Annotated in this window: 24 protein-coding genes; 18 read left to right on the top strand and 6 right to left on the bottom strand. The window is 71.0% G+C overall.

The window, feature by feature from the left end:
• Positions 1-95 precede the first annotated feature (95 nt).
• Entirely contained in the window at positions 96-1,511 is a 1,416-nt protein-coding gene (locus tag ACZ5XS_RS18840; RefSeq protein WP_468652614.1) for a family 1 glycosylhydrolase, read from the top strand.
• Here ACZ5XS_RS18840 and ACZ5XS_RS18835 read toward each other — a convergent pair.
• Both ACZ5XS_RS18835 and ACZ5XS_RS18830 read right to left on the bottom strand, forming a co-directional pair.
• On the bottom strand, positions 1,490-1,990 hold the full coding sequence (locus ACZ5XS_RS18835; RefSeq protein WP_468652612.1) for a MaoC/PaaZ C-terminal domain-containing protein: 501 nt from the start codon (positions 1,988-1,990) through the stop codon (positions 1,490-1,492). The genes ACZ5XS_RS18840 and ACZ5XS_RS18835 overlap by 22 nt on opposite strands.
• A gap of 23 nt (positions 1,991-2,013) precedes the next feature.
• A complete protein-coding gene (locus ACZ5XS_RS18830) occupies positions 2,014-2,835 on the bottom strand; it encodes an enoyl-CoA hydratase/isomerase family protein (protein ID WP_468652610.1) in 822 nt (273 codons plus the stop codon).
• A gap of 109 nt (positions 2,836-2,944) precedes the next feature.
• On the opposite strand from ACZ5XS_RS18830, the gene ACZ5XS_RS18825 reads away from it, so the two are divergent.
• Genes ACZ5XS_RS18825 through ACZ5XS_RS18810 form a run of 4 tightly spaced genes read left to right on the top strand, consistent with a single transcriptional unit; the run spans position 2,945 to position 6,532 of the window.
• Complete coding sequence (locus tag ACZ5XS_RS18825; RefSeq protein WP_468652608.1) at positions 2,945-4,069, top strand: acyl-CoA dehydrogenase family protein; 1,125 nt, start codon at positions 2,945-2,947, stop codon at positions 4,067-4,069.
• Between the two features lie 20 nt (positions 4,070-4,089).
• The gene (locus tag ACZ5XS_RS18820; protein WP_468652606.1) at positions 4,090-5,268 is read left to right on the top strand and encodes an acyl-CoA dehydrogenase family protein; all 1,179 of its coding nucleotides are present in this window, start codon (positions 4,090-4,092) and stop codon (positions 5,266-5,268) included.
• Positions 5,265-5,777, top strand: a complete 513-nt coding sequence (locus ACZ5XS_RS18815) for a nuclear transport factor 2 family protein (RefSeq protein ID WP_468652604.1) — start codon at positions 5,265-5,267, stop codon at positions 5,775-5,777. The genes ACZ5XS_RS18820 and ACZ5XS_RS18815 overlap by 4 nt, the downstream gene beginning before the upstream one ends.
• On the top strand, positions 5,777-6,532 hold the full coding sequence (locus tag ACZ5XS_RS18810; protein ID WP_468652602.1) for an SDR family NAD(P)-dependent oxidoreductase: 756 nt from the start codon (positions 5,777-5,779) through the stop codon (positions 6,530-6,532). The genes ACZ5XS_RS18815 and ACZ5XS_RS18810 overlap by 1 nt, the downstream gene beginning before the upstream one ends.
• A 5-nt stretch (positions 6,533-6,537) precedes the next feature.
• Here ACZ5XS_RS18810 and ACZ5XS_RS18805 read toward each other — a convergent pair whose 3' ends face one another.
• On the bottom strand, positions 6,538-7,749 hold the full coding sequence (locus ACZ5XS_RS18805) for a CaiB/BaiF CoA transferase family protein (protein WP_468652600.1): 1,212 nt from the start codon (positions 7,747-7,749) through the stop codon (positions 6,538-6,540).
• Between the two features lie 142 nt (positions 7,750-7,891).
• On the opposite strand from ACZ5XS_RS18805, the gene ACZ5XS_RS18800 reads away from it, so the two are divergent.
• From ACZ5XS_RS18800 to ACZ5XS_RS18775, 6 genes are read left to right on the top strand one after another with little or no spacing between them, the layout of a single operon-like run.
• The gene (locus tag ACZ5XS_RS18800) at positions 7,892-8,383 is read left to right on the top strand and encodes a PaaI family thioesterase (protein WP_468652598.1); all 492 of its coding nucleotides are present in this window, start codon (positions 7,892-7,894) and stop codon (positions 8,381-8,383) included.
• Between the two features lie 4 nt (positions 8,384-8,387).
• Positions 8,388-9,248: an enoyl-CoA hydratase-related protein gene (locus tag ACZ5XS_RS18795; protein WP_468652596.1), complete on the top strand. Its 861-nt coding sequence runs from the start codon at positions 8,388-8,390 to the stop codon at positions 9,246-9,248.
• Positions 9,249-9,292: 44 nt separating this feature from the next.
• The gene (locus ACZ5XS_RS18790; protein ID WP_468652594.1) at positions 9,293-9,745 is read left to right on the top strand and encodes an FAS1-like dehydratase domain-containing protein; all 453 of its coding nucleotides are present in this window, start codon (positions 9,293-9,295) and stop codon (positions 9,743-9,745) included.
• Complete coding sequence (locus ACZ5XS_RS18785; RefSeq protein ID WP_468652592.1) at positions 9,742-10,164, top strand: MaoC/PaaZ C-terminal domain-containing protein; 423 nt, start codon at positions 9,742-9,744, stop codon at positions 10,162-10,164. Before ACZ5XS_RS18790 ends, ACZ5XS_RS18785 begins: the two co-directional genes overlap by 4 nt.
• A gap of 4 nt (positions 10,165-10,168) precedes the next feature.
• Positions 10,169-11,635: a class I adenylate-forming enzyme family protein gene (locus ACZ5XS_RS18780; RefSeq protein ID WP_468652590.1), complete on the top strand. Its 1,467-nt coding sequence runs from the start codon at positions 10,169-10,171 to the stop codon at positions 11,633-11,635.
• Entirely contained in the window at positions 11,625-12,752 is a 1,128-nt protein-coding gene (locus tag ACZ5XS_RS18775) for a serine hydrolase domain-containing protein (RefSeq protein WP_468652588.1), read from the top strand. Before ACZ5XS_RS18780 ends, ACZ5XS_RS18775 begins: the two co-directional genes overlap by 11 nt.
• Before the next feature lie 70 nt (positions 12,753-12,822).
• On the opposite strand, the gene ACZ5XS_RS18770 is transcribed toward ACZ5XS_RS18775, so the two are convergent.
• Entirely contained in the window at positions 12,823-14,004 is a 1,182-nt protein-coding gene (locus tag ACZ5XS_RS18770; protein WP_468652586.1) for an amidohydrolase family protein, read from the bottom strand.
• 111 nt (positions 14,005-14,115) lie between these two features.
• A complete protein-coding gene (locus tag ACZ5XS_RS18765) occupies positions 14,116-14,919 on the bottom strand; it encodes a FadR/GntR family transcriptional regulator (protein ID WP_468652584.1) in 804 nt (267 codons plus the stop codon).
• A 179-nt stretch (positions 14,920-15,098) separates the two neighbouring features.
• On the opposite strand from ACZ5XS_RS18765, the gene ACZ5XS_RS18760 reads away from it, so the two are divergent.
• Together ACZ5XS_RS18760 and ACZ5XS_RS18755 are read left to right on the top strand one after the other, a co-directional pair.
• Entirely contained in the window at positions 15,099-15,938 is an 840-nt protein-coding gene (locus tag ACZ5XS_RS18760; RefSeq protein ID WP_468652582.1) for an enoyl-CoA hydratase-related protein, read from the top strand.
• Positions 15,935-16,516, top strand: a complete 582-nt coding sequence (locus ACZ5XS_RS18755) for a DUF2889 domain-containing protein (protein WP_468652580.1) — start codon at positions 15,935-15,937, stop codon at positions 16,514-16,516. Before ACZ5XS_RS18760 ends, ACZ5XS_RS18755 begins: the two co-directional genes overlap by 4 nt.
• On the opposite strand, the gene ACZ5XS_RS18750 is transcribed toward ACZ5XS_RS18755, so the two are convergent.
• On the bottom strand, positions 16,513-17,730 hold the full coding sequence (locus tag ACZ5XS_RS18750; protein WP_468652578.1) for an acyl-CoA dehydrogenase family protein: 1,218 nt from the start codon (positions 17,728-17,730) through the stop codon (positions 16,513-16,515). The two genes, ACZ5XS_RS18755 and ACZ5XS_RS18750, sit on opposite strands and share 4 nt — an antisense overlap.
• A 113-nt stretch (positions 17,731-17,843) precedes the next feature.
• Between ACZ5XS_RS18750 and fabG the strand changes: the two genes are divergently transcribed.
• From fabG to ACZ5XS_RS18725, 5 genes are read left to right on the top strand one after another with little or no spacing between them, the layout of a single operon-like run.
• Positions 17,844-18,590, top strand: coding sequence for a 3-oxoacyl-ACP reductase FabG (fabG, locus tag ACZ5XS_RS18745; protein WP_468652576.1), 747 nt, complete (start codon positions 17,844-17,846; stop codon positions 18,588-18,590).
• Positions 18,591-18,639: 49 nt separating this feature from the next.
• Positions 18,640-19,890 carry an acetyl-CoA C-acetyltransferase gene (locus ACZ5XS_RS18740; protein WP_468652574.1) on the top strand — a complete coding sequence of 417 codons (1,251 nt, stop codon included), beginning with the start codon at positions 18,640-18,642 and terminating at the stop codon, positions 19,888-19,890.
• A 1-nt stretch (position 19,891) separates the two neighbouring features.
• Entirely contained in the window at positions 19,892-21,328 is a 1,437-nt protein-coding gene (locus ACZ5XS_RS18735) for an OB-fold domain-containing protein (protein ID WP_468652572.1), read from the top strand.
• Complete coding sequence (locus ACZ5XS_RS18730; RefSeq protein WP_468652570.1) at positions 21,328-22,536, top strand: acetyl-CoA acetyltransferase; 1,209 nt, start codon at positions 21,328-21,330, stop codon at positions 22,534-22,536. Before ACZ5XS_RS18735 ends, ACZ5XS_RS18730 begins: the two co-directional genes overlap by 1 nt.
• 16 nt (positions 22,537-22,552) lie before the next feature.
• Complete coding sequence (locus tag ACZ5XS_RS18725; RefSeq protein ID WP_468652568.1) at positions 22,553-23,347, top strand: SDR family NAD(P)-dependent oxidoreductase; 795 nt, start codon at positions 22,553-22,555, stop codon at positions 23,345-23,347.
• Positions 23,348-23,618 lie beyond the last annotated feature (271 nt).

The following is a 23,618-nucleotide window of genomic DNA, read 5'->3' as shown; positions in this document are numbered from 1 at the left end:
GCCGAAACATTGTCGTAGTTTGTTTGACCTGTTAGCGTCCGGTCGGCGGACATTCAGTTGAATGCGCTAAACCATTGACCGCCTGGATGGTCACCATGAGCGATGGTTTCCTGCACGAATCCCTGCGCTGTGCCGACTGGGGGGTCGCCACCGCGGACACCATCGCGGCGCCACCGCCGCCCCCGCCGGAACGCGGCGGCCACTTCCGGCAGTGGACCGACGACCTCCGGCAGCTGACCGGGGTCGTCGCGGACACCCACCGCATGGTCGCCGGCTGGCCGCAGCTCCAGCCCGACGGCCCCGGCAGCTGGGACCGGGACGCCCTGGACCGCTGCGACCGTGCGCTGGACGCACTCCTCGCTCAAGGCACCCGGCCCGGACTCACCCTGCTCGACCGCTCGCTGCCACCGTGGCTGGACGCGGCCGGCGGCTGGCTGGCCCGCGACACCGCCGAGCACTTCGCCGCCTTCGCCGCCGAGTTGGGCCGCCGTTTCGGCGACCGGGTGGAACGCTGGATCACCTCCACCGACCTCGCCGGCCCCACACTCGCGGACCACGTGGCCGGAATGTACCCCCCGAACCGGGGAGCGGGCCGGGCCGGGCTGCCCGCGGTCCACCACATCCTGCTGGCCAACGGACTCGCCGCCCAGGCCCTGAGGGCCACCGGCGCGCGAGGCCCGATCGGCACCACGGTCACCCTCGTGGGCGGCTACCCCGCCACCGAGGATCCCTACGACCGCCTCGCCCTGGAACGCCTGGAGAGCTGGACCAACCGTCTCTTCCTCGACCCCCTGCTGCTCGGCGAGCACATGGTGACCGAAGACGGCGACTCACCGGTCGAGGACACCGGCTGCGTACACCCCGGCGACCTGGAGACCATCGCCACCGAGCAGGACCTGCTGGGCCTGTCCTGGCACACCCCGTTCCGTGTCACCGCACCGGAGAACCTGCCGCGCGTGCTGCCGACGAGGACGTGTCAGAGCGCCCTCAACGAGGTGAACCGCCTCCTCGTGGGCCTGGGCTTCGCGATCGTCCCGTTCGACGACGTGGAGACCACCGCCTACGGCTGGCCGATCATCCCCGAGGGACTCGCGGACGCCGTCGCCGGCCTGTACGAGCTGTACGGCGACGTGCTGCCGCCGCTGTCCGTCATCGACAACGGCATGGGCGACCTGGACCTGGTCGACGACACGGGACACAGCGACGACGACCGGCGCCGGGCCCTGCTGCGCGCCCGGCTCACCTGGCTGGCCGGACTCACCGCGGCCGGGGTGGAGGTGTGCGGCTACGAGTACTGGTCGGTCCTCGACAACCTGGAGGCCAAGTTCCGCTACACCCGCCTGTACACGATGGCGGTCCCCGACCACGAGGCCCCGCCGCGCCCCCCGATCCCCTCCGACTGGTTGCACCGCGGCGCCTTCGCCGGCACGGCCGTACCCGAGGCGGGGCGCGCCGCCGGTCTGAGTCTGGTGCCGGGCGCCCCTCGGGCTCAGGATGCCGGAGCCTCGTAGTCCCTGCCGCGGATCAGCCGCACCGGCGTGTAGACGAGGACGTCCTCGTCCCGCTGGTTGCGTACCGTGATCCTGCTGGTCACCACGCCCCGGCCGGGCTTGCTGGAGGGCCGGGAGTCCGTGGTCTCCACGACGGCGTACACGGTGTCGCCGACGTACACCGGACCCAGCACGTCGAGTTCCATGTGCAGGAAGGCGAGGCCCGTGCCGTGCAGCACGTTCGTCTGCAGGACGAGCCCTTCGGCGATGCAGTACGTCAGTCCCCCCGGGACCAGTCGCCCCGTGTAGCCGCCGTCCGCCGCGTGCGAGGCGTCCCAGAAGAGGGGCTCGGTGAAGCCGCCCCAGGTGACGAAGTTGACCAGGTCGGTCTCCGTGATGGTGCGGCGGGCGGTCCGGAAGACCTGTCCGGCCGGCATCTCCTCATAGGTGAGTCCCTTGACCAGAAGGGGGACTTCGGTGCTGGTCTGCTGCGGCGCCATGATCGGTTCCTCTCGTACGGTGGTCACAGGTCGAGCGGGTGCTTGTCGCTGACCCCCTCGAAGTCCGCGGGCCGCTTCTCGCGGTGGGCGGCGAGTCCCTCGACGACCTCGTGCCCGCCGAACCCGAAGAACTCCAGCCCCAGCGAGGCTTCGAAGATCGGCTGGGCCGTGCGGTACCAGTGGTTGAGGGACCGCTTGGTCCAGCTGATCGCACTGGCCGGCCCGGCGGCCAGGGCCGTCGCCACCCGCAGGGCCTCGGTGTGCACGTCCGCGTCGTCCACGCACTTCGACACCAGCCCGATCCGCTCGGCCTCCTCGCCGGTGAGCGTCTCGCAGGTGAGGAGGTAGTACTTGGCCTTGGCCATGCCGCACAGCAGCGGCCAGCAGATGGCGGCGTGGTCACCGGCCGCGACGCCGAGCCGCGTGTGCCCGTCGACGATCTTCGCCGTGCGGGCGGCGACGGAGATGTCCGCCAGCATCCCGATGACCAGCCCCGCCCCGACCGCCGGGCCGTGGAGCGCGGAGACCACCGGCTTGGAGCAGTTGAGCACCCCGTAGACCATGTCCCGCGCCTCCCGCATCACCCGGGCACGCACGGCGTAGTCCTCGGTCATGGTTTCGATGGAGTCGAAGGTCCCGCCCGCCGAGAACGCCCTGCCCGCACCCTGGACGAGCACCGCCCGGGTCTCCTCGTCCCGGTCCACGACGGACCAGATGTCGGCGAGCTCGCCGTGCATCCGCGGATCCACGGCATTGAGGTTCGGCGCGTCGAGCACGATCCGCAGCACGCCGGGCGCGGGCCGCTCGAAGGTCAGGCTCGTGAACGGGGCGTAGGGATCGGTCACGTCGCGCTCCTGGTGCATTCAGTGTGGATACTATAATTATCTAACTGTATCGAAGGGTGGGCGGCAAGCAGGCCGCACGTGACGTTGCACGGAGGACGGGAAGCTCGGCATGGATCTCACCTTCAGCGAGGAACAGGACGAACTGCGCAAGGTCGTCCGCTCGTTCCTCGCCAAGCACTCCGACGAGGCGGACGTGCGCCGCCTGGCCGCCGACCCCCGGGGCCACGACCCTGTCGTCTGGCGGCGGATGGCCGGCGAACTCGGTCTGCAGGGCCTCGCCGTACCCGAGGAGTACGGCGGCTCGGGCTTCGGCTACGCCGATCTCGGCATCGTCTTCGAGGAGACGGGCCGCGCGCTGCTCGGCGGGCCGTACTTCGCCACCGTCGCCCTGGCCGTCGAGGCACTGCTGCGCTGCGCCGACGAACAGGCGCGACACGACCTCCTCCCGGGCATCGCGTCCGGCGAGACGGTGGCCACGCTGGCGCTCACCGAGGACAGTGGCCGCTGGGACGAGCAGGGCGTCCGGCTCACCGCCGCCCACGACGAAACAGGGGGCTGGCGGCTGACCGGCGCGAAGACCTACGTCCCCGACGGACACCTCGCCGACCTGCTCCTGGTCGCAGCCCGGACGCCCTCGGGCGTCAGCCTCCTGGCTGTCGAGACCACCGACGCGCCCGGCCTCACCCGCACCCCCCTCCCCACCCTCGACCAGACCCGCAAACAAGCCCGGCTCGAGTTCACGGACACGCCCGCCCGCCTCCTGGGCTCCGAGGGCGCGGCATGGCCCGCGCTGGAGCGCACCCTCGCCACCGCCGCCGTACTCCTGTCCGCGGAACAGGTCGGGGGAGCCGCGGCCGCCCTGGACGCCGCCGTGGAGTACGCCAAGATCCGCGAGCAGTACGGCCGGCCCATCGGCTCGTTCCAGGGGATCAAGCACAAGTGCGCCGACATGCTCATGGAGATCGAGTCCGCCCGCTCGGCCGCGTACGGCGGACTGTGGGCGCTGGACGGGGGCGACGAGACGGAGATCGCGATGGCGGCCGCCCTCGCGCAGGCCTTCTGCTCGGAGGCGTTCACCAAGGTCGCCGCCGACAACATCCAGATCCACGGCGGTATCGGCTTCACCTGGGAGCACCCCGCACACCTGTACTTCAAGCGGGCCAAGAGCTCCGAAGTACTGCTCGGCACACCGTCGTACCACCGGGAACTGCTCGCCGCCCGGCTCGGCATCTGAGACCTCAGGGAGAAGCAGACATGGAGCTGGACTTCGGGCCCGCCGTACGCGACTTCCGCGACGAGGTGCGGGACTGGCTGGCGGACCACCTGGTGGGGGAGTTCGCCGAGCACCGGGGCGTGGGCGGCCCCACCGACGGCGCTGCCTGGGAGGTCCGCCTCGCCTGGGACCGCGAGCTGTCCGCCGGGAACTGGCTGGGCGTCGGCTGGCCCAGGGAATACGGAGGACGCGGGCTCGGGCTGCTGGAGGAGATCGTCTTCGAGTACGAGTACGCCCGCGTGAACGCCCCGTACCGGGCCACCGTCAACGCCCTCGACCTGCTCGGCCCGATGCTCCTCGCGATGGGCGGCGAGGCGCAGAAGAAGCGCTTCCTGCCGCCCATCCTCGCCGTCGAGGAACTGTGGGGCCAGGGCTTCAGTGAACCCGGCGCCGGCTCCGACCTGGCATCCGTGCGCACCCGGGCGGAACGGGACGGCGACGAGTGGGTGGTCAGCGGACAGAAGGTGTGGACCTCGTTCGGTGTGCACGCCGACTGGCTGTACGTCCTCACCCGCACCGATCCGCGATCCGTGCGGCACAAGGGTCTGAGCCTGCTGCTCCTGCCCACGGACCAGCCCGGGGTCGAGATTCGCCCCATCCGCAACCTCGCAGGCCAGGACGAGTTCGCCGAGGTGTTCCTCTCCGACGCCCGCACCGGCGCCGACATGGTCGTCGGCGAGGTCGGCCAGGGCTGGCGCACGGCGATGGCCACGCTCGGCATCGAGCGCGGCACCACGCTCCTGCCTCAGCAGCTCACCTTCGAGCGGGAGGCCGAGGCACTGATCGACCTGGCCCGCGAGGGGGGCGCGCTCGACGATCCGATGCTGCGCCGCCGCATCGTCGACGCCTGGATATCCGTACGCATCATGCGCACCACCAATCTGCGGACCATCGCCGAACTGACCGCCGGCCGCACGCCGGGCGCGCAGGTCACCACCGCGAAGCTGTACGCGTCGACCCGGCACCAGCAACTCGGTGCGCTGGCAACGGAGTTGGCGGGACCCGCCGGGCAGATCGTCGGCGAGGACTACGGCCTGGACACCCGGCAGCGCTCCTTCCTGCTGTCCCTCGCGGAGACGATCTACGGCGGGTCGAGCGAGATCCAGCGCAACATCATCGGGGAGCAGGTCCTCGGCCTGCCGAAGGAGCCGCGCCCGTGACGTCGATCGAGGACCGTGTCGACCGCATCGAGTCGCAGCTCGCCATCCAGCAGCTGCCCATCCGCTACGCGCTCGCCGTGGACGGCCGCGACCTGGACGCCTGGGTCGGCTGCTTCCGGCCCGACGTGGACATGGGGCGCCACGGCCGCGGGAGGGCTGTCCTGCGGCAGCACATCGACCCCCAGGTGCGCGGCTTTCACCGGTCGGTCCACCAGATCTGCGGCCACCGCGTCGAGTTCACCGGCCGCGACACGGCGACCGGGGCTGTGTACTGCCGGGCCGAGCACGAGGTGGGGGACCGGTGGATCGTGATGGCGATCTGCTACGCGGACGACTACGCCCGCGTGGACGGCGAGTGGTACTTCTCCCGGCGCCGTGAGCGGCACTGGTACGCGGCCGACGTGACCGAGCGCCCCCAGGCGGTGGGCTTCAGCGGCTGGGAGGGCGCCGGAGAGCCGGCGCTGCCCGAGGCCTTCCCCTCCTGGGCGACTTTCTGGAAGGAGACGTGATGGCACGGTTGTCAGGGAAGACAGCGCTGGTCACCGGTGGAGGACAGGGCGTGGGCCGCGGCATCGCGCTCGCACTGGCCGCCGAGGGAGCGGCCGTGGTGATCACCGGTCGCACCGAGAGCAAGCTGAAGGACACGGCCGGGGAGATCGCCGAGCGTGGGGGGCGAGCCTGCACCGTCGTCGGGGACGTGGGGGAGCGGGACGACGTCGACCGCATGGTGGCGGAGACGGTACGTGAGTTCGGTGGCCTCGACGTGCTCGTCAACAACGCGCAGTCCTCGGTGCAGCGCCGGCTGGCGGAGACGTCGTACGACGATGTCGAACTCACCTACCGCAGCGGACCGTTGGCCGCCTTCCACGCGATGCAGGCCGCCCTGCCCCATCTCAAGAAGAGCCGTGGCAGCGTGGTGAACCTCGGTTCCTCGGCCGCGGTGCAGGGCGAGGCGACCTTCGCGGCGTACGCGATGGCCAAGGAGGCGATTCGCGGCCTGAGCCGGGTCGCCGCGCGGGAGTGGGGCGCGTACGGGATCCGTGTGAACGTCATCTGTCCGGCAGCGTTGAGCCCGGCGGCGGAGGACTACCTCGCCGCGCACCCGCAGAAGGCGGACGAGCTCGCCCGGCAGATCCCGTTGGGCCGGCTGGGGGACCCGGAGGCCGACATCGGCCGGGCGGTGGCCGCGCTCGTCAGCGACGACATGGCCTATCTGACCGGTGCGACGCTGATGCTGGAGGGCGGCCGGACCCTCATCGGGTGACGCCGCTACACCACTCCTCGGGCCCGCAGGCCCGCCAGCTCCTCCTCCGTCAGCCCCGCAAGGCCGGTGAGTACTTCGGCGGTGTGCTCACCCAGCGCCGGCGGCGGGGCGTACCCCTCGACCGGCGTCGCCGTGAACCGGATGGGGTTGGCGAGCATCGGCAGGTGCCCGGAGGCCGGGTCCGCGACCTCGATCAGCATCCCCCGGTGCTGTACCTGCGGGTCGGCGAAGACCTCGGGCAGCTCGTTGTACGGGCCTGCGGGCACGTCGTGTTCGTCGAGTACGGTCAGCCACTCGTCCCGGGTGCGGGTGCGCAGGACCGCCTCCAGCACGGGCAGGATCTCCTCGCGGTGGGCGATCCGGGCGGAGGTCGTGGCGAACCGTTCGTCCTGGAGGAGGTCGGTGCGGTCGGCGGCGGCGCAGAACGCGGCGAACTGCTTGTCGTTGCCCGCGACCAGGAAGATCGGCTTGTCCTTGCAGGGGAAGGCCTGCGAGGGGATTCCGCCGTACCCGCCGTTGCCGCGACGCTGCGGAACCTCGCCGGAGACCAGGTAGTTCATCGCGAAGTGGGACAGCGAGGCCAGGCCGCAGTCCAGCAGGGACAGGTCGATGAACTGGCCCTCGCCGGTGGCGTCCCGGTGGCGCAGGGCCGCGAGGACGGCAGTGGAGGCGTAGAGCCCCGTGAGGATGTCGATCATGCTGACACCGACCTTCATCGGCTCCTCGGGGTGCCCGGAGACGCTCATCATCCCGGACATGGCCTGGAAGATGCCGTCGTAGCCGGGCCGGTCGGCGTACGGGCCGGTCTGGCCGAAGCCGGTGACCGAGAGGTAGACGAGGCGCGGGTTGAGCTCGCGCAGGCTCTCGTGGTCGAGGCCGTACTTCGCCAGCGTGCCCGTCCGGAAATTCTCGACCAGGACGTCCGACCGGGCGGCGAGGGCGCGGATCAGCTCCTGCCCCTCGGCGGTGGCGTGGTTGACGGTGACCGACCGCTTGTTGCGGTTGCAGGAGAGGTAGAAGGCGGCGGTGTCGGTCCGGTCGCCTTCGGGCCCGGTCGCGAAGGGAGGGCCGTACGTCCGCGAGTCGTCCCCCGATCCGGGCCGCTCCACCTTGATCACCTCGGCGCCCAGGTCCGCCAGCATCTGGGTGGCCAGGGGCGCGGCGAGGATGCGCGACAGATCGAGCACGCGGATCCCGGCCAGGGCGGTCGACGGCATCTGGGTCTCCCTCTGTTCACAGACAGCGAATCAGTTATATAAATAATACATCTGGACCCACGAAGAGCTCCGCTTGATTGCTTCAACTATCCAATTCATGTAACTATATGGATGCCGACAGGCCAGACCGGAGGGCGTGCTGATGACCGTCGCGGCGAGGACCCTCACCGAACAGGAACAGCGCGAACGCCGGGCGTGGTTCCGGACCCGCTGGGAGCGCGGGGTCGCCTTCAACCGCCGCTGCCGCATCCGGGTGACGCGCTGGGACCCGGACGGGGTCGAGATCGTGCTCCCCTACGCCGAGTCCCTCTCCGCCCACGAAGACGTCTTCCACGGCGGAGTCATCTCCGCGCTCATCGACACCGCCGGCGCCGGAGCCGTGATCGCCGGGCACGACTTCACCAAGGGAAGCCGGCTCAGCACGGTGTCCATGTCGGTGCAGTACCTCGCCCCCGCCCGTGGCCGTGAGGCGGTCGCGTACGCGCGCTGTGTGCGGCGGGGCGGCCGAGTGCACTTCGCCGACGTCGACGTGATGGCCGACGGACGCATCTGCGCCCGCGGGCAGGTGGTGGTGACCATCTCCGGGGAGCGGCCCGGCGTCGGCGACCCGATCGAACCGCTCGACGAGGAGTGACGTGATGCCCGAGGAACCCGTGGTGTCCGGCGAGGACATGGATCTGGTGCTGTACGAGGTGGACGAGGACGGCGTCGCCACCGTCACCCTCAACCGGCCCGAGCGCAAGAACGCGTGGAGCATCCCCATGGAGCGCCGCTTCTTCGCGCTTCTCGACGAGGCCGCGACCGACCCCGCCGTCAGGGTGGTGCTCATCACCGGAGCGGGCAGGGCCTTCTGTCCCGGGATGGACATGCAGCGCCTGGAGCAGAACTCGCAGCCGGGCGAGTCCCTCAACCTCCAGGCCCGCGTTCCCATGTACAGCAGGCGGACCATGCCGAAGCCGATGATCGCCGCCGTCAACGGGGCCTGCGCGGGCATCGGTCTGGTCCAGGCGCTCATCTGCGACGTCCGCTTCGCCTCCCGCGGGGCACGCTTCACCACGGCGTTCACCCGTCGCGGCCTGGCCGGCGAGTACAACCTGCCGTATGTGCTGCCGCGCGTCATAGGCCTGGAGAACGCGCTCGACCTGCTGCTGTCCGGCCGCGTCTTCGACGCCGACGAGGCGAAGGACCTCGGCCTGGTCAGCCGCGTCGTGGAACCCGAAGACCTGCTCGACGCGGCCCGCGCCTACGCCCGGGACATCGCCCGCAACTGCTCGCCGCGAGCCATGGCCGTCGTCCGCCACCAGGTGTACGGCGACCTTGACCGCACCTTCACCGACGCCCTCGCCCGCTCCTACTCCGCCATGGAGTTCTTCGCGGGCTCACCGGACTTCCGCGAGGGCGTGACCAGCTTCGTGGAGAAACGGGAGCCCAAGTTCGAGGGACTGCCGCCGGACTTCGACCCGGACGAGGCCACGCGCGACGCGTTTCTGCCGTACTGATGTGCCGTACGGATGTGCCGTACCGATGTGAGGAGCACACGCAGATGACAGGGCAACCGTTTCCCGTCGAGGCCGGGCACATCATGATGTTCGCCCGTGCCATCGGCGACGAGAACCCGGCGTACCGGGGCGAGTCAGCACTCGCACCGCCCACCTTCACCATGGCGAGCGCCCACCACGACCCCGACTCCCACCTGCGTCCCAAGCCGGACGAGGAGTGGTTCGGGTCGGGGCGTGACGCCGGGGTCATGGCCGAGGGCGGTGGCGGGCTCCACGCCGAGCAGCACTTCGAGTACCACCGCCCGGTGCGCGCCGGCGAGACCCTCTACGCGCACAACAGCACCGGACGCAGCTGGGAGAAGCAGGGCCGCACCGGCCGCCTGCTCTTCAGCGAGCGCCTCACCGAGTACCGGGACGCCGACGGCGAGCCGGTCGTCAGCGCCGTGACCGTGGCCGTCGTTCCCGAGGGCCCGGCAACCCCGAAGGACGCCCGATGAGCCTGAGCCCCAACGACATCAAGGCCGGCGAGACCCGCGAGAGCGTCCTCGTCGACGACCTCAAGCGCACCCGCATCGTGCAGTACGCGGGCGCCTCCGGAGACTTCAACCCGCTGCACACCGACGAGCGGTTCGCCGTCGAGGCCGCGGGCTATCCCGGCGTGTTCGCCCACGGCATGCTGACGATGGGCATGACCGGCCGGGTACTGACCGACTGGGTCGGCACCGAGGCACTGCTGCGCTACGGCGTGCGCTTCAAGGCGCAGGTCTGGCCCGGCGACACCCTGACGGCCACGGTCACCGTCGAGTCGATCGAGGACACACCGACCGGCCCGGTCGCCCACTTCGTCCTGCGGACCGTCAACCAGGACGGCGCCGAGGTGGTCACCGGCACCGCGGCGGCCCGCCTGGAGCGCTGACCCGGTGGGCGCCGCTCAGGAGGCCGGGACGACAGCCACCTGGACCGCCATGGTGAGCCGCGCCCACGACCATGCCCGCCCCGCCGTCCGTTTCCATGACCTGACCTGGACCGGACGCGAACTCCTCGACCGAGCGGCCGGCGCGGCCGACTGGCTGGACACCCTTGGCCTGCAGCCCGGCGAACCGGTGCCCGCACTCGTCGCCACCTCGGCCGACGCCCTCGCGCTGGTGATCGGCGGCGCCGGATCCGGCCACCCGCTCGCACCGCTCGGCGTGCGTATGACGGCGTACGAGCTCGCCGCCGTGGTCAAGGGAACCCGGGCCCAAGTCCTGCTGGCGCAGCCCGAGTTCGCCGACCTCGGCAGGCAGGTCGCCGAACTGTCCGGCCGACGGATCGCCGTCGTGCCCGAACTGCCCACCAGCGCGAGGGCGTTGACCGCCGAACCCGACGACCTCGCTGCCGTCCTGCACACCTCCGGGACGACGGGTCTGCCCAAAGCCGTCCCCATGAGCCAGCGGCGGCTGGCCGCCCGAGCCCGCGTGAACGGGCGGCTGTGCGGTCTCGACCCCGACAGCTTCTACGGCGGCAGCGCTCCCTTCCATCACATCGCGGGCCTGGGCAACATCGCCGTCGCGCTCGCCGCGGGCGCGCTCATCACCGGACTGCCCCGCTTCACGGTCGAGGGCTGGGCCCTGCTGCGGGACCTCGGCACCACACACACCAGCATGGTCCCCGCGATGCTGGAGACCCTGCTGGCGGCCGGAGAGGCCCGCCACGAGACGCTGCGGACCCTCCAGTACGGCGGCGCCCCCGTCCGCCCCGGCACCCTGCGCCGGACGTACGAGGCGATGCCCGGCGTCCGCATGCTCAACATGTTCGGCCAGACCGAGGGCTCGCCGATCAGCGTGCTCACCCCGGAGGACCACCGGGAGGCGGTCGCGGGACGCACCGAGCTGCTGCGGTCGGTGGGGCGGCCCGCCCCCGGCGTCGAGGTCAGGGTCCACGGCGCCGGCCCGGACGGCGTCGGAGAGATCCACGCCCGCGCCGACCACCTCTTCCGGATCGACGCCGAAGGCTGGCTGCACAGCGGCGACCTGGGCCGCGTGGCCGAGGACGGCTATCTCTACCTGCTCGGCCGACGCACCGACATGATCATCCGAGGTGGCGAGAACGTCCACCCGCTGGAGGTGGAGACGGTCCTGTCCGCGCATCCCGGCGTGGCGGACGTCGCGGTCACCGGCGTCCCCGACGAGCGGCTCGGTCAGACCGTCGTCGCCTTCGTCGTACCGGCCGATCCCGACGCCCCGCCGCAGCCGGCGGCACTCAGAAGCCACACCCGCGCCCGGCTGTCCGGGTTCAAGGTCCCCGTCCGCTGGTGGTTCGTGGACGACCTGCCGCGCAACGCGAACGGCAAGGTCGTACGCCGCCGCCTGCGTGAGCCGTGCCAGGGAGGAACACATGACGCTTGACCACGCTGTCGTCGGCCCGGAGACCGCGGGTGTCGACCCGCACCGGCTGGACGTGCTCCTGCGCCGGATCCGTCTGGAGGTCGAACACGGACCGCTGCCCTCCGCGCAGGTCGCCGTGGCCCGAGGCGGGCGGCTGGTGGCCTTCGAGACGTGGGGAGACGCCGAACCGGACACCCGGTACGTCCTGCAGTCCGTCGGGCGGTCCGTCGTCGCCGGTGTCGTGTGGAAGCTGATCGGCGAGGGACTCCTGGACGTGGGCGAGCCCGTCGCCGCGATCATCCCCGAGTTCGCGCCCAACGGGAAGGAGACGGTGACGGTCGGGCAGGTGCTCACCCACACCGCCGGCTTCCCCTTCGCACCGCTCGGGTACCCGAAGATGCTCGACCGCGACCAGCGCCTCGCCGCCTTCGGCCGCTGGCGGCTGGACTGTCCGCCGGGCAGCCGCTTCCAGTTCCATCTCACCTCGGCCGCCTGGCTGATCGCCGAGATCGTCGAACGGCGTACCGGCCTGGCCTTCGCCGACTACCTGCGCGAGAAGATCGTCCAGCCGCTCGGCCTGCTCTCGATGGAACTCGGCGTGCCGGTCGACCGGCAGCCCGGCACCGTCGCCCCCATGACCGCCACCGACCGCACGAGCGACGACCAGGAGCCCGACCCCTGGGGACCCTGGTACCTGTCCGACCCGCGAGTGCTCGCCGCCGGGGAGCCCAGTCACGCACTGGTCGCCACGGCCGCCGACGTCGCCCTGTACTTCCAGGCGCTGGAACACTCCGGCCTGTGGAAGCCGGAGGCCGTGGCGGAGGGCACCCGGATCCGGCTGACGGACCACCCGTACGGGGAGCAGATCTACGGAGGTGGCTCGGACCGCCGTACCAGCATGGGCCTGTTCGTCACGGTGGCCGGACCGGACGCGGGCAGCAACCTGCCGTCCACCGGTTCGCCCGCCCTCTTCGGCAGCGCCGGAGCCGCCTACCAACTCGGCTTCATGGACCCGGAGACCGGCCTGTCCTTCGTCTGCCTGAGCAACGGCTACCCCCTCGCCGGCTACGACCACTCCCGCCGCGGCACGGCACTGCTCACCAACATCGCGAACCTCGCGGCGGATCTCACGGAATAGAACGGCCCGGACAGCCCTGAGCCCGGTACCGAATGCCGGTACCGGGCTCCGCACTTGTCCCCCGCGACACTCAGCGGCTGATCAGCTGCTGAGCGTTGTTGTACATGATGTCGTCCTGCGCGGACTCGTCCAGCCCCGCGAGGAGCTTGCGGAAGTCGGCAGGGTTGGCCAGGCCCTCCGCATGAGGGAAGTCGGAGCCCATGACGATGGACTCGTGGTAGCCGAGGCGCTTGACGAGGCTCACGGTGTCGTCCTCGGGGTAGGGCACCACACGGACGTGCTTGCGGAAGACCTGGCTGGGACGCTCGGCCAACTGCCCGCCGACCCAAGGGCCGTTGCGGCCCATGCCCCGGCTCTTGTCCATGTGCCGCACGAAGTGCGGCACCCACTCGGCGCCGAACTCGGACACCAGGACGTTGATGTCGGGGAAGCGGCCGAAGAGGTTGTCGAAGATCAGCGCGGACAGCGTCTCCTCGATGGGGCGCTGGCCGTAGGTGTTCTGCCACTGCCAGGCCGACATCCGGAAGTGGATGGGGTGGGGGTCGTAGCCCCAGGAGGGCGCCACCTGCGAGTTGTAGTAGAACTCACTGATGTGGTAGCAGACGCTCGCCTTGGCCTCGTTGACCAGCTTCCAGAACGGGTCGAAGTACGGGTCGCCGGGCGAGCGGCCGTACACGGGCCCGGTGGGCAGCAGGATGAAGCGGGCGCCCTGGTTCAGGACGAACTCCAGCTCCTTGACGGCGCTGGGCAGGTCCCGCAGCGACAGCAGCGCGGGGGCGTAGATGCGGCCCTGGTGGTTGAAGCCCCAGACCTCGTTCATGTACCGGTTGAAGGAGTGGTAGTTGGCGTAGAGCGGCTCCACGCCCTTCACGTACTCCTCGGCGACCAGTGCCCAGCCGCCCGGATAGATGATCGTCTGGTCCAGACCCTGCTCGTCCATGACGCGCAGCCGGGCCTCGCGGTTCTGGTACGACTCGTGCATCGGCTCGAACTGGTACGTCTCCTCGGGATTGCCCGAGGCCATCGCCTTGAGCATCTCCTTCAGCGAACCGGGACGGTAGACCTGCCCGAACTCCGGTTCCAGGCATACGACGATCCGGTCTCCGGCGAGGATCACCTCTCGGCCGTCCGGCAGGGTCACCGGCGCGACCGCCGCACCGAGGAACTCCTTCGGAAGGTAGCGGGTGAAAGAGTCCCGCTCCTCGTACATGTGCTGGTCGCAGTCGAAGATGCGCTTGCGCTGTCCGGCCATGGCGTCGCCTCCGGGCCCCAGGAACTATTCAGTACGCCTTCTATAATTATCTAACTGATTAAAGAGCGCAAGGGGGAATGGGGACACGGGGCCGCCGGGCGGCGGGGCCGGTCAGTCGAGGAGCTCGAGCACCGTCTTGGGTCCCGCGGCGTTCACGACGTCGTCCGCGCTGGAGATGTGCCGCTGCCACAGCTTCTCGGCCTCGTCCGCCTTGCCGGACTCGATCAGGCCGACCATCCGCACATGGGCCCTGTGTCCCTTGAGGGCCTGCGCCTTCTGTGCCTCGGCGTCAACCGCGCCCGCGGTGTACGAGGCGTTGGCCCGGTCGATGATGTTGCGGAGCATGCCGCACAGCAGGATCAGAGTCTGGTTGCCGGTGAGTTCGACCAGCAGGGCGTGGAAGGAGTCCTGCGCCTCGACCAGGGCGAGCGGGTCGTCCATGACGGCCTTCTCGGCCGCGACCGCGTCGCGCAGGCGCTGGATGTCGTCCGCCGTGTGCTTGGTCGCGAGCTGGCGGGCGCAGGGCGGCTCGATGAGGGCCGCGGCACGGTAGATGTCCCCCAGGGTGGCACCGCGGTACTCGAGGATCAGGCCGGCGAAGCGGGCGGCGACATCCGAGTCCGGCGCGCTCACCCGGGCGCCGCCGTGGGCGCCGCGGCGCACGGTGATCAAGGACTCCGACTCCAGCACGCGGAACGCCTCGCGCAAGGTGGGCCGGGAGATGCCGAACTGCTCCATCAGCCCCGACTCCGGCGGCAGCGCGTCGTCGGGCTTCAGCTCGCCCCGTACGATCTGGCGACGCAGATGCGCGGCGACCAGCTCGGCGGTCTTCGGCACCCGCACCTGGCGTCCGACGCGGGTGCGAGCGGGGACCGGCACGGTCGCCGATTCTGCGGTGCGGGCTGCCTCGGCCACGGTGGGCTCCTCGTATAGCTAAATGAATCGTCTTAGTGCATCGAGGGTACCAGGTCAAGGCATGGGTGATCCTCTCTTTGCGTGACCGGGCCTGGTGCCCGAGGCGGCTGGTGGTATATAGATGATTCATCTATCTATTAAGCCGAGCCCAGCCGACGGACCCCGTGGGAGTGACCTCGATGACCGAGAACCCGGCCCCGGTGATCCTCACCGAACTCACCGACGACGGGGTCATGCTGCTCACCCTGAACCGGCCCGAACGGCACAACGCCTGGACGCTGGAGATGGAACTGCTCTACAACGAGCTGTTCGACCGGGCGGAGCACGATCCCGCCGTGCGGGCCGTGGTGCTCACCGGTGCGGGGCGAAGCTTCTGCCCGGGCATGGACATGAGCGTGCTCGATGCGGCCTCGTCGGGAGCCCGCCCGTGGCCCACGGACCAGCTGCCCCCGCGCTCCCGCCCGATGTCCTGCCCGAAGCCCGTGGTGGCGGCCGTCAACGGCGCCTGCGCGGGCATCGGGTTCAACCAGGCGCTGATGTGCGATGTCCGGTTCGCCGTACCGCACGCCAAGTTCGCCGCCGCCTTCAGCGCGCGCGGGCTGGTGGCCGAGGACGGCGTGTCCTGGATCCTGCCCCGGCTGATCGGCTACGGCAACGCCGCGGATCTGCTGCTGTCCTCGCGCCGGGTCACCGGGACGGAGGCCGTGGCGATGGGTCTGGTCAACCGCCTGGTCGAACCGCAGGACCTGCTCCCGGCGGCACTCGCGTACGCGACCGAGCTGGCCCGGTCGGCCAGCCCGTACGCGATGTCCCTCATCAAGCGGCAGCTCGCAGACGACCAGGCGGGAACCTTCACCGAGAGCCGTGACCGTGCGGCCGCCCTCCTGGCCACGGCGAAACGCGCCCCGGACTACCGCGAAGGCGTGCGCAGCTTCATCGAGCGCAGACAACCGGAGTTCCCGGGGCTGGGGGAGGCCCCGGCCCCCGTCCCGGCGCTCCCGCGGGAGGCCTCCTCGTGACGCGCTCCGAAGTTCCGCTGCACCGCCGCACGATCACCGTCACCGCGTACACGGAGGAGGACGGCGACGAGATATCGGTCGAGGCGGAACTGAGCGACGTGCGCCCCTGGGCGGAGCCGTCGGCCGGCATCGTCCACCGGATGGCGCTGGCAGTCCGCGTACGCCTCTCCGACATGGTCGTCGTCCACGCCGACGCGGACATGCGGACCTTCCCGCACGCCGAGTGTCCGTTGATCAGTCCGGTGTTCGACGGCCTGGTCGGGCTCAGCGTCGCCGCCGGATACAACCGGGCGATCCAGGAGCGGTTCCGCGGGGTGTCCGGCTGCTCGCACCTGCATGAGCTGACCCGCGCCCTGGGCCCCGCGGTCGTGCAGGCGGCCATCTCGGCGAACGCGGGGCTGCGTTACGCCGGTGAGCAGTCCCACGACCCGCGCTCCACGGCGGGCGTCCTGAACAGCTGCCACATCTGGGCGCCGGACGGCGTGGGCCTGCGCAAGCTCGACGCGGGCTGGGTCCCGGGCACCGGGCCGCGCCCGGTGCCGGAACTCGGAACCTTCACAAGCCCTGGTGAGTCCTAGATCCGTGGCTCACGCGGCAGCCCCAGCACCTTCTCCGCGAGGATGTTGCGCTGCACCTGGGACGTGCCCGCGTAGATCGTGCCCGAGCGGGCGATGAGGTAGGTCGTCGACCAGGACCCCGACGAGTTCGCCGCGCCGGGATCGTCGGTGCGGTAGGTGCGCAGGGGCGGACGGCCGACCGGCACCTGGCCGTGCAGGCCCATGATGTCCATCGCCAGGTCGGTGACCACGGTGTGGTACTCGCTCCAGTACAGCTTGGCGATCGACGTCTCGGGGCCGGGATCGGCGCCTTTGAGCCAGCCGGTGAGGATGCGGTAGCCGAGATAGCGCATGATCTCGACCTTGGACCAGCACCAGGCGATCCGCTGCCGGATGACCGGGTCCTGGTCCTTGCCGTGCAGACGGGCCAGTTCGACGAGACGTTCGACCTCCGCCTTGAAGAGGATGGGGTTGGTCGCCGCCTCCTCCCCGCGCTCCACGCCCAGCAGGCTCTGAGCGACCGTCCAGCCGTTGTCGACGCCGCCGACGACGAGATCGTCGCGGGTGCGGGCGCCGTTGAAGAAGACCTCGTTGAAGTGGAGCTGTCCGCTCATCATGCGGAAGGGCCGCACCTCGACGCCGGGCTGGTCGAGCGGGACGAGCAGGAACGAGATGCCCCGGTGCTTGGAGACGTCAGGGTTCGTGCGGGCCAGGACGAAGATCCAGTCGCAGTGATGAGCACCGGAGGTCCACACCTTCTGGCCGTCGATCACCCATTCCTCGCCGTCACGCACCGCGCGGGTCCTCAGGGAGGCGAGGTCCGAGCCCGCGTCCGGCTCCGAGTACCCCTGGCACCAGGTGTCCTCCCCGCTGAGGATGCGGGGCAGGAAGTGGCTCTTCTGCTCCTCCGTACCCCAGCGCAACAGCGTGTTCGCCAGCATCTTCACCCCGAAGGTGTCCTGCGGCAGCCCGAACGGCACACCCGCCAGGGCCAGCTCCTCCATCAGGACGACCTGGTGGAGCTTCGACAGGCCCCGGCCGCCGTACCGCTCGGGCCAGGTGAGGGAGAGGTACCGGCGTTCGGCGAGCAGGCGGCGCCAGTCGCGGGCGAAGGCCCAGGCCGTGTCCTCGTCGAGGGCACCGATGCCCTTCCAGTCCGCCGGCAGTGCCTCGGCGAGGAACGCTCTGACCTCGGAGCGGAACGTCTCGGTCTCCGGGGGATAGCTGATGTCCACCTGGCTTCTCTCCTCGTTCCGGCCCGCTCGCCCAGCCGATCGCTGTATTGATTGTTTCAGCATAATAGGTTATCTATTTGAGAGGAATAGCGTCGAGCCAGGGTGGGGCTGACATGGGACTGCTGGACGGCCGGCACGCGGTGATCACCGGCGGCGCACAGGGCATCGGCTACGAGATCGCCGGTGTGCTCGGCGCCGAGGGCGCGTCCGTCGTCCTCGGCGACATCAACGAGGACGCCGCGGCGGAAGCCGCCGAACGCCTGGCCAAGAACGGCGTGGCAGCCACCTCACTGCGTTGCGACGTCACCGACGAGGACGAGGTCGCCGCCCTCGTCGCCCACTGCGCCGACACCTTCGGGCCGGTCGGCGTCATGGTCAACAACGCCGGGATCACCCGGGACGCGACTCTGCGCAAGATGGCCCTGGCCGACTTCCGCGCGGTCGTCGACGTGCACCTGACCGGTGCCTGGAACGGCACCCGGTACGCCGCCGAGGCGATGCGCGCGCACGGACAGGGCGGCAGCATCGTCAACATCTCCTCGATCGCCGGCAAGGTCGGCAACTTCGGGCAGACCAACTACAGCGCGGCCAAGGCCGGACTCGTCGGACTCACCAAGGCATCCGCCAAGGAACTCGCGAAGGCGGGCATCCGCGTCAACGCCGTACAGCCGGGCCTGATCCGCACCGCCATGACCGAGGCGATGCCCCAGGCGGCCTGGGAGTCGAAGCTCGCGGAGATCCCCATGGGGCGTGCCGGAGAGCCGGCCGAGGTCGCCCAGGTCGTCCTTTTCCTCGCCTCCGGCCTGGCGAGCTACGTCACCGGAGCCGTGGTCGAGGTGACCGGCGGCCGGTACATGTGAGCGCCGCCCCCACGCCCGTGCCACTCACCTCTCACGAAAGGCCCACCCGATGCCCGCCCTCCTGCGTGACGCGGTGATCTGCGAACCCCTGCGTACCCCCGTCGGCGGCTACGGCGGCGCCTTCCGCGACGTGACGGCGGCCGAACTCGCCGCCACGGTCGTACGCGCCGTACTGGAACGCACCGGCATACCGCCCGCAGCCGTGGACGACGTCCTGCTGGGCCAGTGCTATCCCAACGGCGAGGCTCCGGCCATCGGCCGCGTGGCCGCCCTGGACGCCGGTCTGCCGGTGGAGGTGCCGGGACTGCAGATCGACCGCCGCTGCGGCTCCGGACTGCAGGCGATCATCACCGCGGCGATGCAGGTGCAGACCGGCGCGAGCGACCTCGTGCTGGCGGGCGGCGTCGAGTCCATGAGCCAGGCCGAGTTCTACACCACCGACGTCCGCTGGGGAGTACGCGGCGCGGGCACCACCCTGCACGACCGCCTGGCCCGCGGCCGGGTCATGTCGGGCGGCGTCAACCACCCGGTGCCGGGCGGCATGCTCGAGACCGCCGAGAACCTGCGACGCGAGTACGCCATCCCCCGCGAGGAGCAGGACCAACTCGCCCTGCGCTCCCACGAGAAGGCCGTCGCGGCCCAGCGGGAAGGCCGGTTCGCGGACGAGATCGTGCCCGTCACCGTACACACCCGGAAGGGAGCGACGGTCGTCGACACCGACGAACACCCGCGTCCCGGCTCCTCGTTGGAGAAGCTCGCGTCGCTGCGCCCCGTGCTCGGCCGCCAGGACCCCGAGGCGACCGTCACGGCCGGCAACGCCAGCGGGCAGAACGACGGCGCCGCGCTCTGCGTCGTGACCCATCCCGAGCGCGCCGCCGAACTCGGCCTGCGTCCGCTGGGCCGCCTGGTCTCCTGGGCCGTCGTCGGCGTACCGCCCGAGACCATGGGCATCGGGCCGGTACCCGCCACCGCCCGGGCCCTGGAGCGAGCCGGACTGAAGCTCGCCGACATCGACCTGATCGAGCTCAACGAGGCCTTCGCCGCCCAGGTACTGGCCTGCACCCGCTCATGGGGCCTGACCGAGACCGACTTCGAACGGTTCAACGTCAACGGCTCCGGCATCTCGCTGGGTCACCCGGTCGGCGCCACCGGCGGCCGCATCCTCGCCACCCTGCTGCGCGAACTGGACCGCCGTCAGGCCCGCTACGGCCTGGAGACCATGTGCCTCGGCGGAGGCCAGGGCCTGGCCGCCGTCTTCGAACGGCCGACCGACGCAACCCACGCTCACGGAGGACGCTGACATGGCCGGACTGATCGCATACGGCGCCTATGTGCCGTACCACCGCCTCGCGCGGACGGATGTCGCAGCCGCCCTGGGCGGCAGGGCGGGCAAGGGAACCCGCGCGGTCGCGGGCTACGACGAGGACACCACGTCCATGGCCGTCGAGGCGGCCCGCGCCGCCCTCGCCCGCGACGGCCTGAGCGGCCGCGTCAGCCAGCTCTTCCTCGCCACCGCCGCACCCGCCTACCTCGACAAGACGAACGCCACCGCCGTGCACGCCGCGCTCGGCCTCGACCAGCACGTGCTCGCCGCCGACATGGCCGGCTCCGTGCGCTCCGGCCTCGGCGCCCTGGTCACGGCCGCCCGGTCCCCGGTGCCGACCCTGACGGTCCTGTCCGACCTGCGCACCGGCCTGCCCGGCGGCAGCGACGAGGTCGCGGGCGGCGATGGAGCGGCGGCGTTCGTCTTCGGCGGACACCGCAACGGGGCCCCGGTCATCGCGGAGCTGCTCGCTCACGACACGGTCAGCGACGAGATCCTCGACCGCTGGCGGCTGCCGGGCGCGCCCGCCTCCCGGGTCTGGGAGGAGCGCTTCGCCGAGGAGATCTACGTGTCCCTCGCGGAGAAGGCACTGAACGCCGCCCTCGACCAGGCGGGCCTCGACCCCGGGGCGATCGACCACCTCGTCGTCTCCGGCCTGCACGCGCGTGCCTGCGCGGCGGTCCGGCGTACAGCCGGTGTCCGTCCCGAGGCGGTGACGCCGGATCTCACCGGGGCGGTCGGCAACCCCGGCACCGCCCAGCCCGGCCTGCTCCTCGCCGACGTCCTGGACCGGGCCCGGCCGGGCGAGATCATCGCCCTCGTGGTGCTCGGCGACGGCGCCGGAGTCCTGCTGCTGCGCACCACCGACGCCCTCCCCGCCCACCGCGCGGCCCGCCCGGTCGCCGCCCAGATCGACGCGGGCAGCGCCCCCATGCCGTACGCCACGTACCTGTCCTGGCGCGGCCTCCTGGACCGCGAACCACCCCGCCGGCCGGACCCCGAGCCGCCCTACGCCCCGCCCGCGCACCGCCGCACGAGCTGGAAGTACGGCTTCGTCGCCTCCCGGTGCGAGAAGTGCGCCACCCGGCACCTGCCGCCGGACCGGGTGTGCGTGTCGTGCCGGAGCGTCGACGCCATGACCGACGAGCCGATGCAGCACGTGCGCGGCACCGTGGCCACCTTCACCGTCGACCGCCTGGCGGCCACGCCGAGTCCGCCGATGCTCGTCGTGGTCGTCGACTACGACGGCGGCGGCCGGTTCCGCTGCCAGCTGACCGACGCGACGGAGGCCGACGCGGCCATCGGCGCCCGCGTGGAGATGACGTTCCGGCGCACGGTCACGGCGTCCGGCGTCCACAACTACTTCTGGAAGGCCCGGCCGGTGCGCACGGGCGAGACCGAGGGGACACACTGATGGGCTCGCACGGAATACGGGACCGGGTCGCGATCGTCGGCATGGGCTGCACGCCCTTCGGCGAGCATTGGACCCGCTCGGCGGACGACCTGCTGATCGACGCCGTCGGCGAGGCGGTCACCTCGGCCGGCATCACCCTCGACGACATCGACGCGTACTGGTTCGGCACCCAGGCATCCGGCGTGTCCGGGCTGACCCTGAGCCGGGCGCTCCACCTGCCCAACAAGCCGGTCACCCGCGTCGAGAACATGTGCGCCACCGGCTCCGAGGCGCTGCGCAACGCCTGCTACGCCGTCGCCTCGGGCGCGTACGACGTCGCGATGGCCGTCGGCGTGGAGAAGCTCAAGGACTCCGGCATGTCCGGGCTGTCCGGCACCGCCATCCCGGGCGCGGGCGACGACAGCCGCGGCGAGATCACCGCCCCTGCCAACTTCTCCCTTCTCGCTCCCGCCTACGCCGCCAAGTACGGCCTGGTGGAAGAGGAGATGAAGGACGTCATCACTCGCATCGCCTGGAAGAACCACGTCAACGGGGCCCGCAACCCCCGCGCGCAGTTCCGCAAGGAGGTCCCGCTGGAGCGCATCCGATCGGCCCCGATCGTCGCGGGCATGCTCGGCGTCTTCGACTGCTCCGGGGTCTCCGACGGCTCGGCCGCCGCGATCGTCGTACGCGCCGAGGACGCCTACAGGTACACCGACAAGCCGATCTTCGTGAAGGCGCTGTCCTTCGTGGCCGGCCCGGCGGACGGGCTCCTCGACCCGGAGTACGACTTCACCACCTTCCCCGAGGTCGTCGCCTCCGCCCAGGAGGCGTACCGGCAGGCGGGCATCACCGACCCGCGCGCCGAGCTCGCCCTCGCCGAGGTCCACGACTGCTTCACGCCCACCGAGTTGGTGCTGATGGAGGACCTGGGCTTCTCCGAGCGCGGTCAGGGATGGAAGGACGTGAACAGCGGGGCGTTCGACCTGGACGGCTCGCTGCCGGTCAACCCGGACGGCGGCCTGAAGGCCTTCGGCCACCCCATCGGCGCCTCCGGCCTGCGCATGATGTTCGAGGCCTGGCTCCAACTGCGCGGCGAGGCACCGGCCGAGCGGACGGTGAAGTCCGTGGCCGAGGGACGCTCGCTCGCCCTGACCCACAACCTCGGTGGCGGCCCCGGCGAATGCGTCTCGTTCGTGTCGGTGGTCGGCAGTCAACTGTCCGCCTAGGAAAGGCAGTCCGGCCATGGCGCGACTCCAAGGAAAGATCACCATCGTCACCGGGGCCGCTTCCGGCATCGGCGCCGCCACCGCACGGCGCGTGGCGGCCGAGGGCGCGCACACGGTCGTCGCCGATCTGAACATCGAGGGAGCCAAGGCGGTCACGGAGGAGATACGTGCCGCCGGCGGTTCCGCGACAGCGGTCCCGGCCGACCTCGGTGACATCGACAGCGTACGGGCCATGGTGGCCGCGGCGGTCGAGACGTACGGCGGCCTGGACGTCCTGCACAACAACGCGGCGGCCACCCACCTGGCCGCCCGCCAGGACCTCGCCGTCGTCGACGCCGACCCGGCGGTCTGGGACGACACGATGCGCATCAACCTGCGCGGGACCATGGTCGCCATCCAGGCCGCGGTCCCGCACATGGTCGCCCGCGGCGGCGGCTCCATCATCAACACCTCGTCCGGGTCCGGCCTCGCCGGCGACCTGCGCAATCCGGCGTACGGCGCCTCGAAGGCCGCCCTCATCAACCTCACGCAGTACGTCGCCACCCAGTACGGCAAGCAGAGCGTGCGGTGCAACGCCATCGCGCCGGGGTTCATCGTCACCCCGGCCAGCTCCGGTTCGGCGCACGGGGCGATCCGTGAGGCGATGCTGCGCCATCACCTCACTCCGCGCCTGGGGCGCCCGGAGGACGTCGCGTCGGCGGTCGTCTTCCTCGCCAGTGACGAGTCGGCCTTCATCACCGGGCACACCCTGCGCGTGGACGGCGGGCTGCTGTCCCATCAGCCGTATGTCGCGGATCTGCGCGACGCCTGACACGATTCCTGTCGCTGCCGCCGGAGGCGCTGAGATGAGCGCCTCCGGTTCTCGGCGTCGCCCGGGAGGCTCAGGGGTCCTTTCACTGTGCCCGTCCGGGTCGCGCGGCCTGGCACCGCACCTCGCCGCGTTGCCGAAACGCCCACGTGGTTCCTCCCCCACGCTCGAACAACCTCGCGCGGGGGGACCCCCATCGCAGCCGCTCCGGCGCTTTGCGATGCACGGCACCGGACCACGCGACCTGATCGGACGCGCATAGTGAAAGGACCCC

The sequence above is a fragment of the Streptomyces sp. NPDC033131 genome, assembly GCF_055578365.1.
The sequence above is the reverse complement of the archived record's forward strand: the minus strand, read 5'-3'. Positions and strand labels throughout refer to the sequence as shown.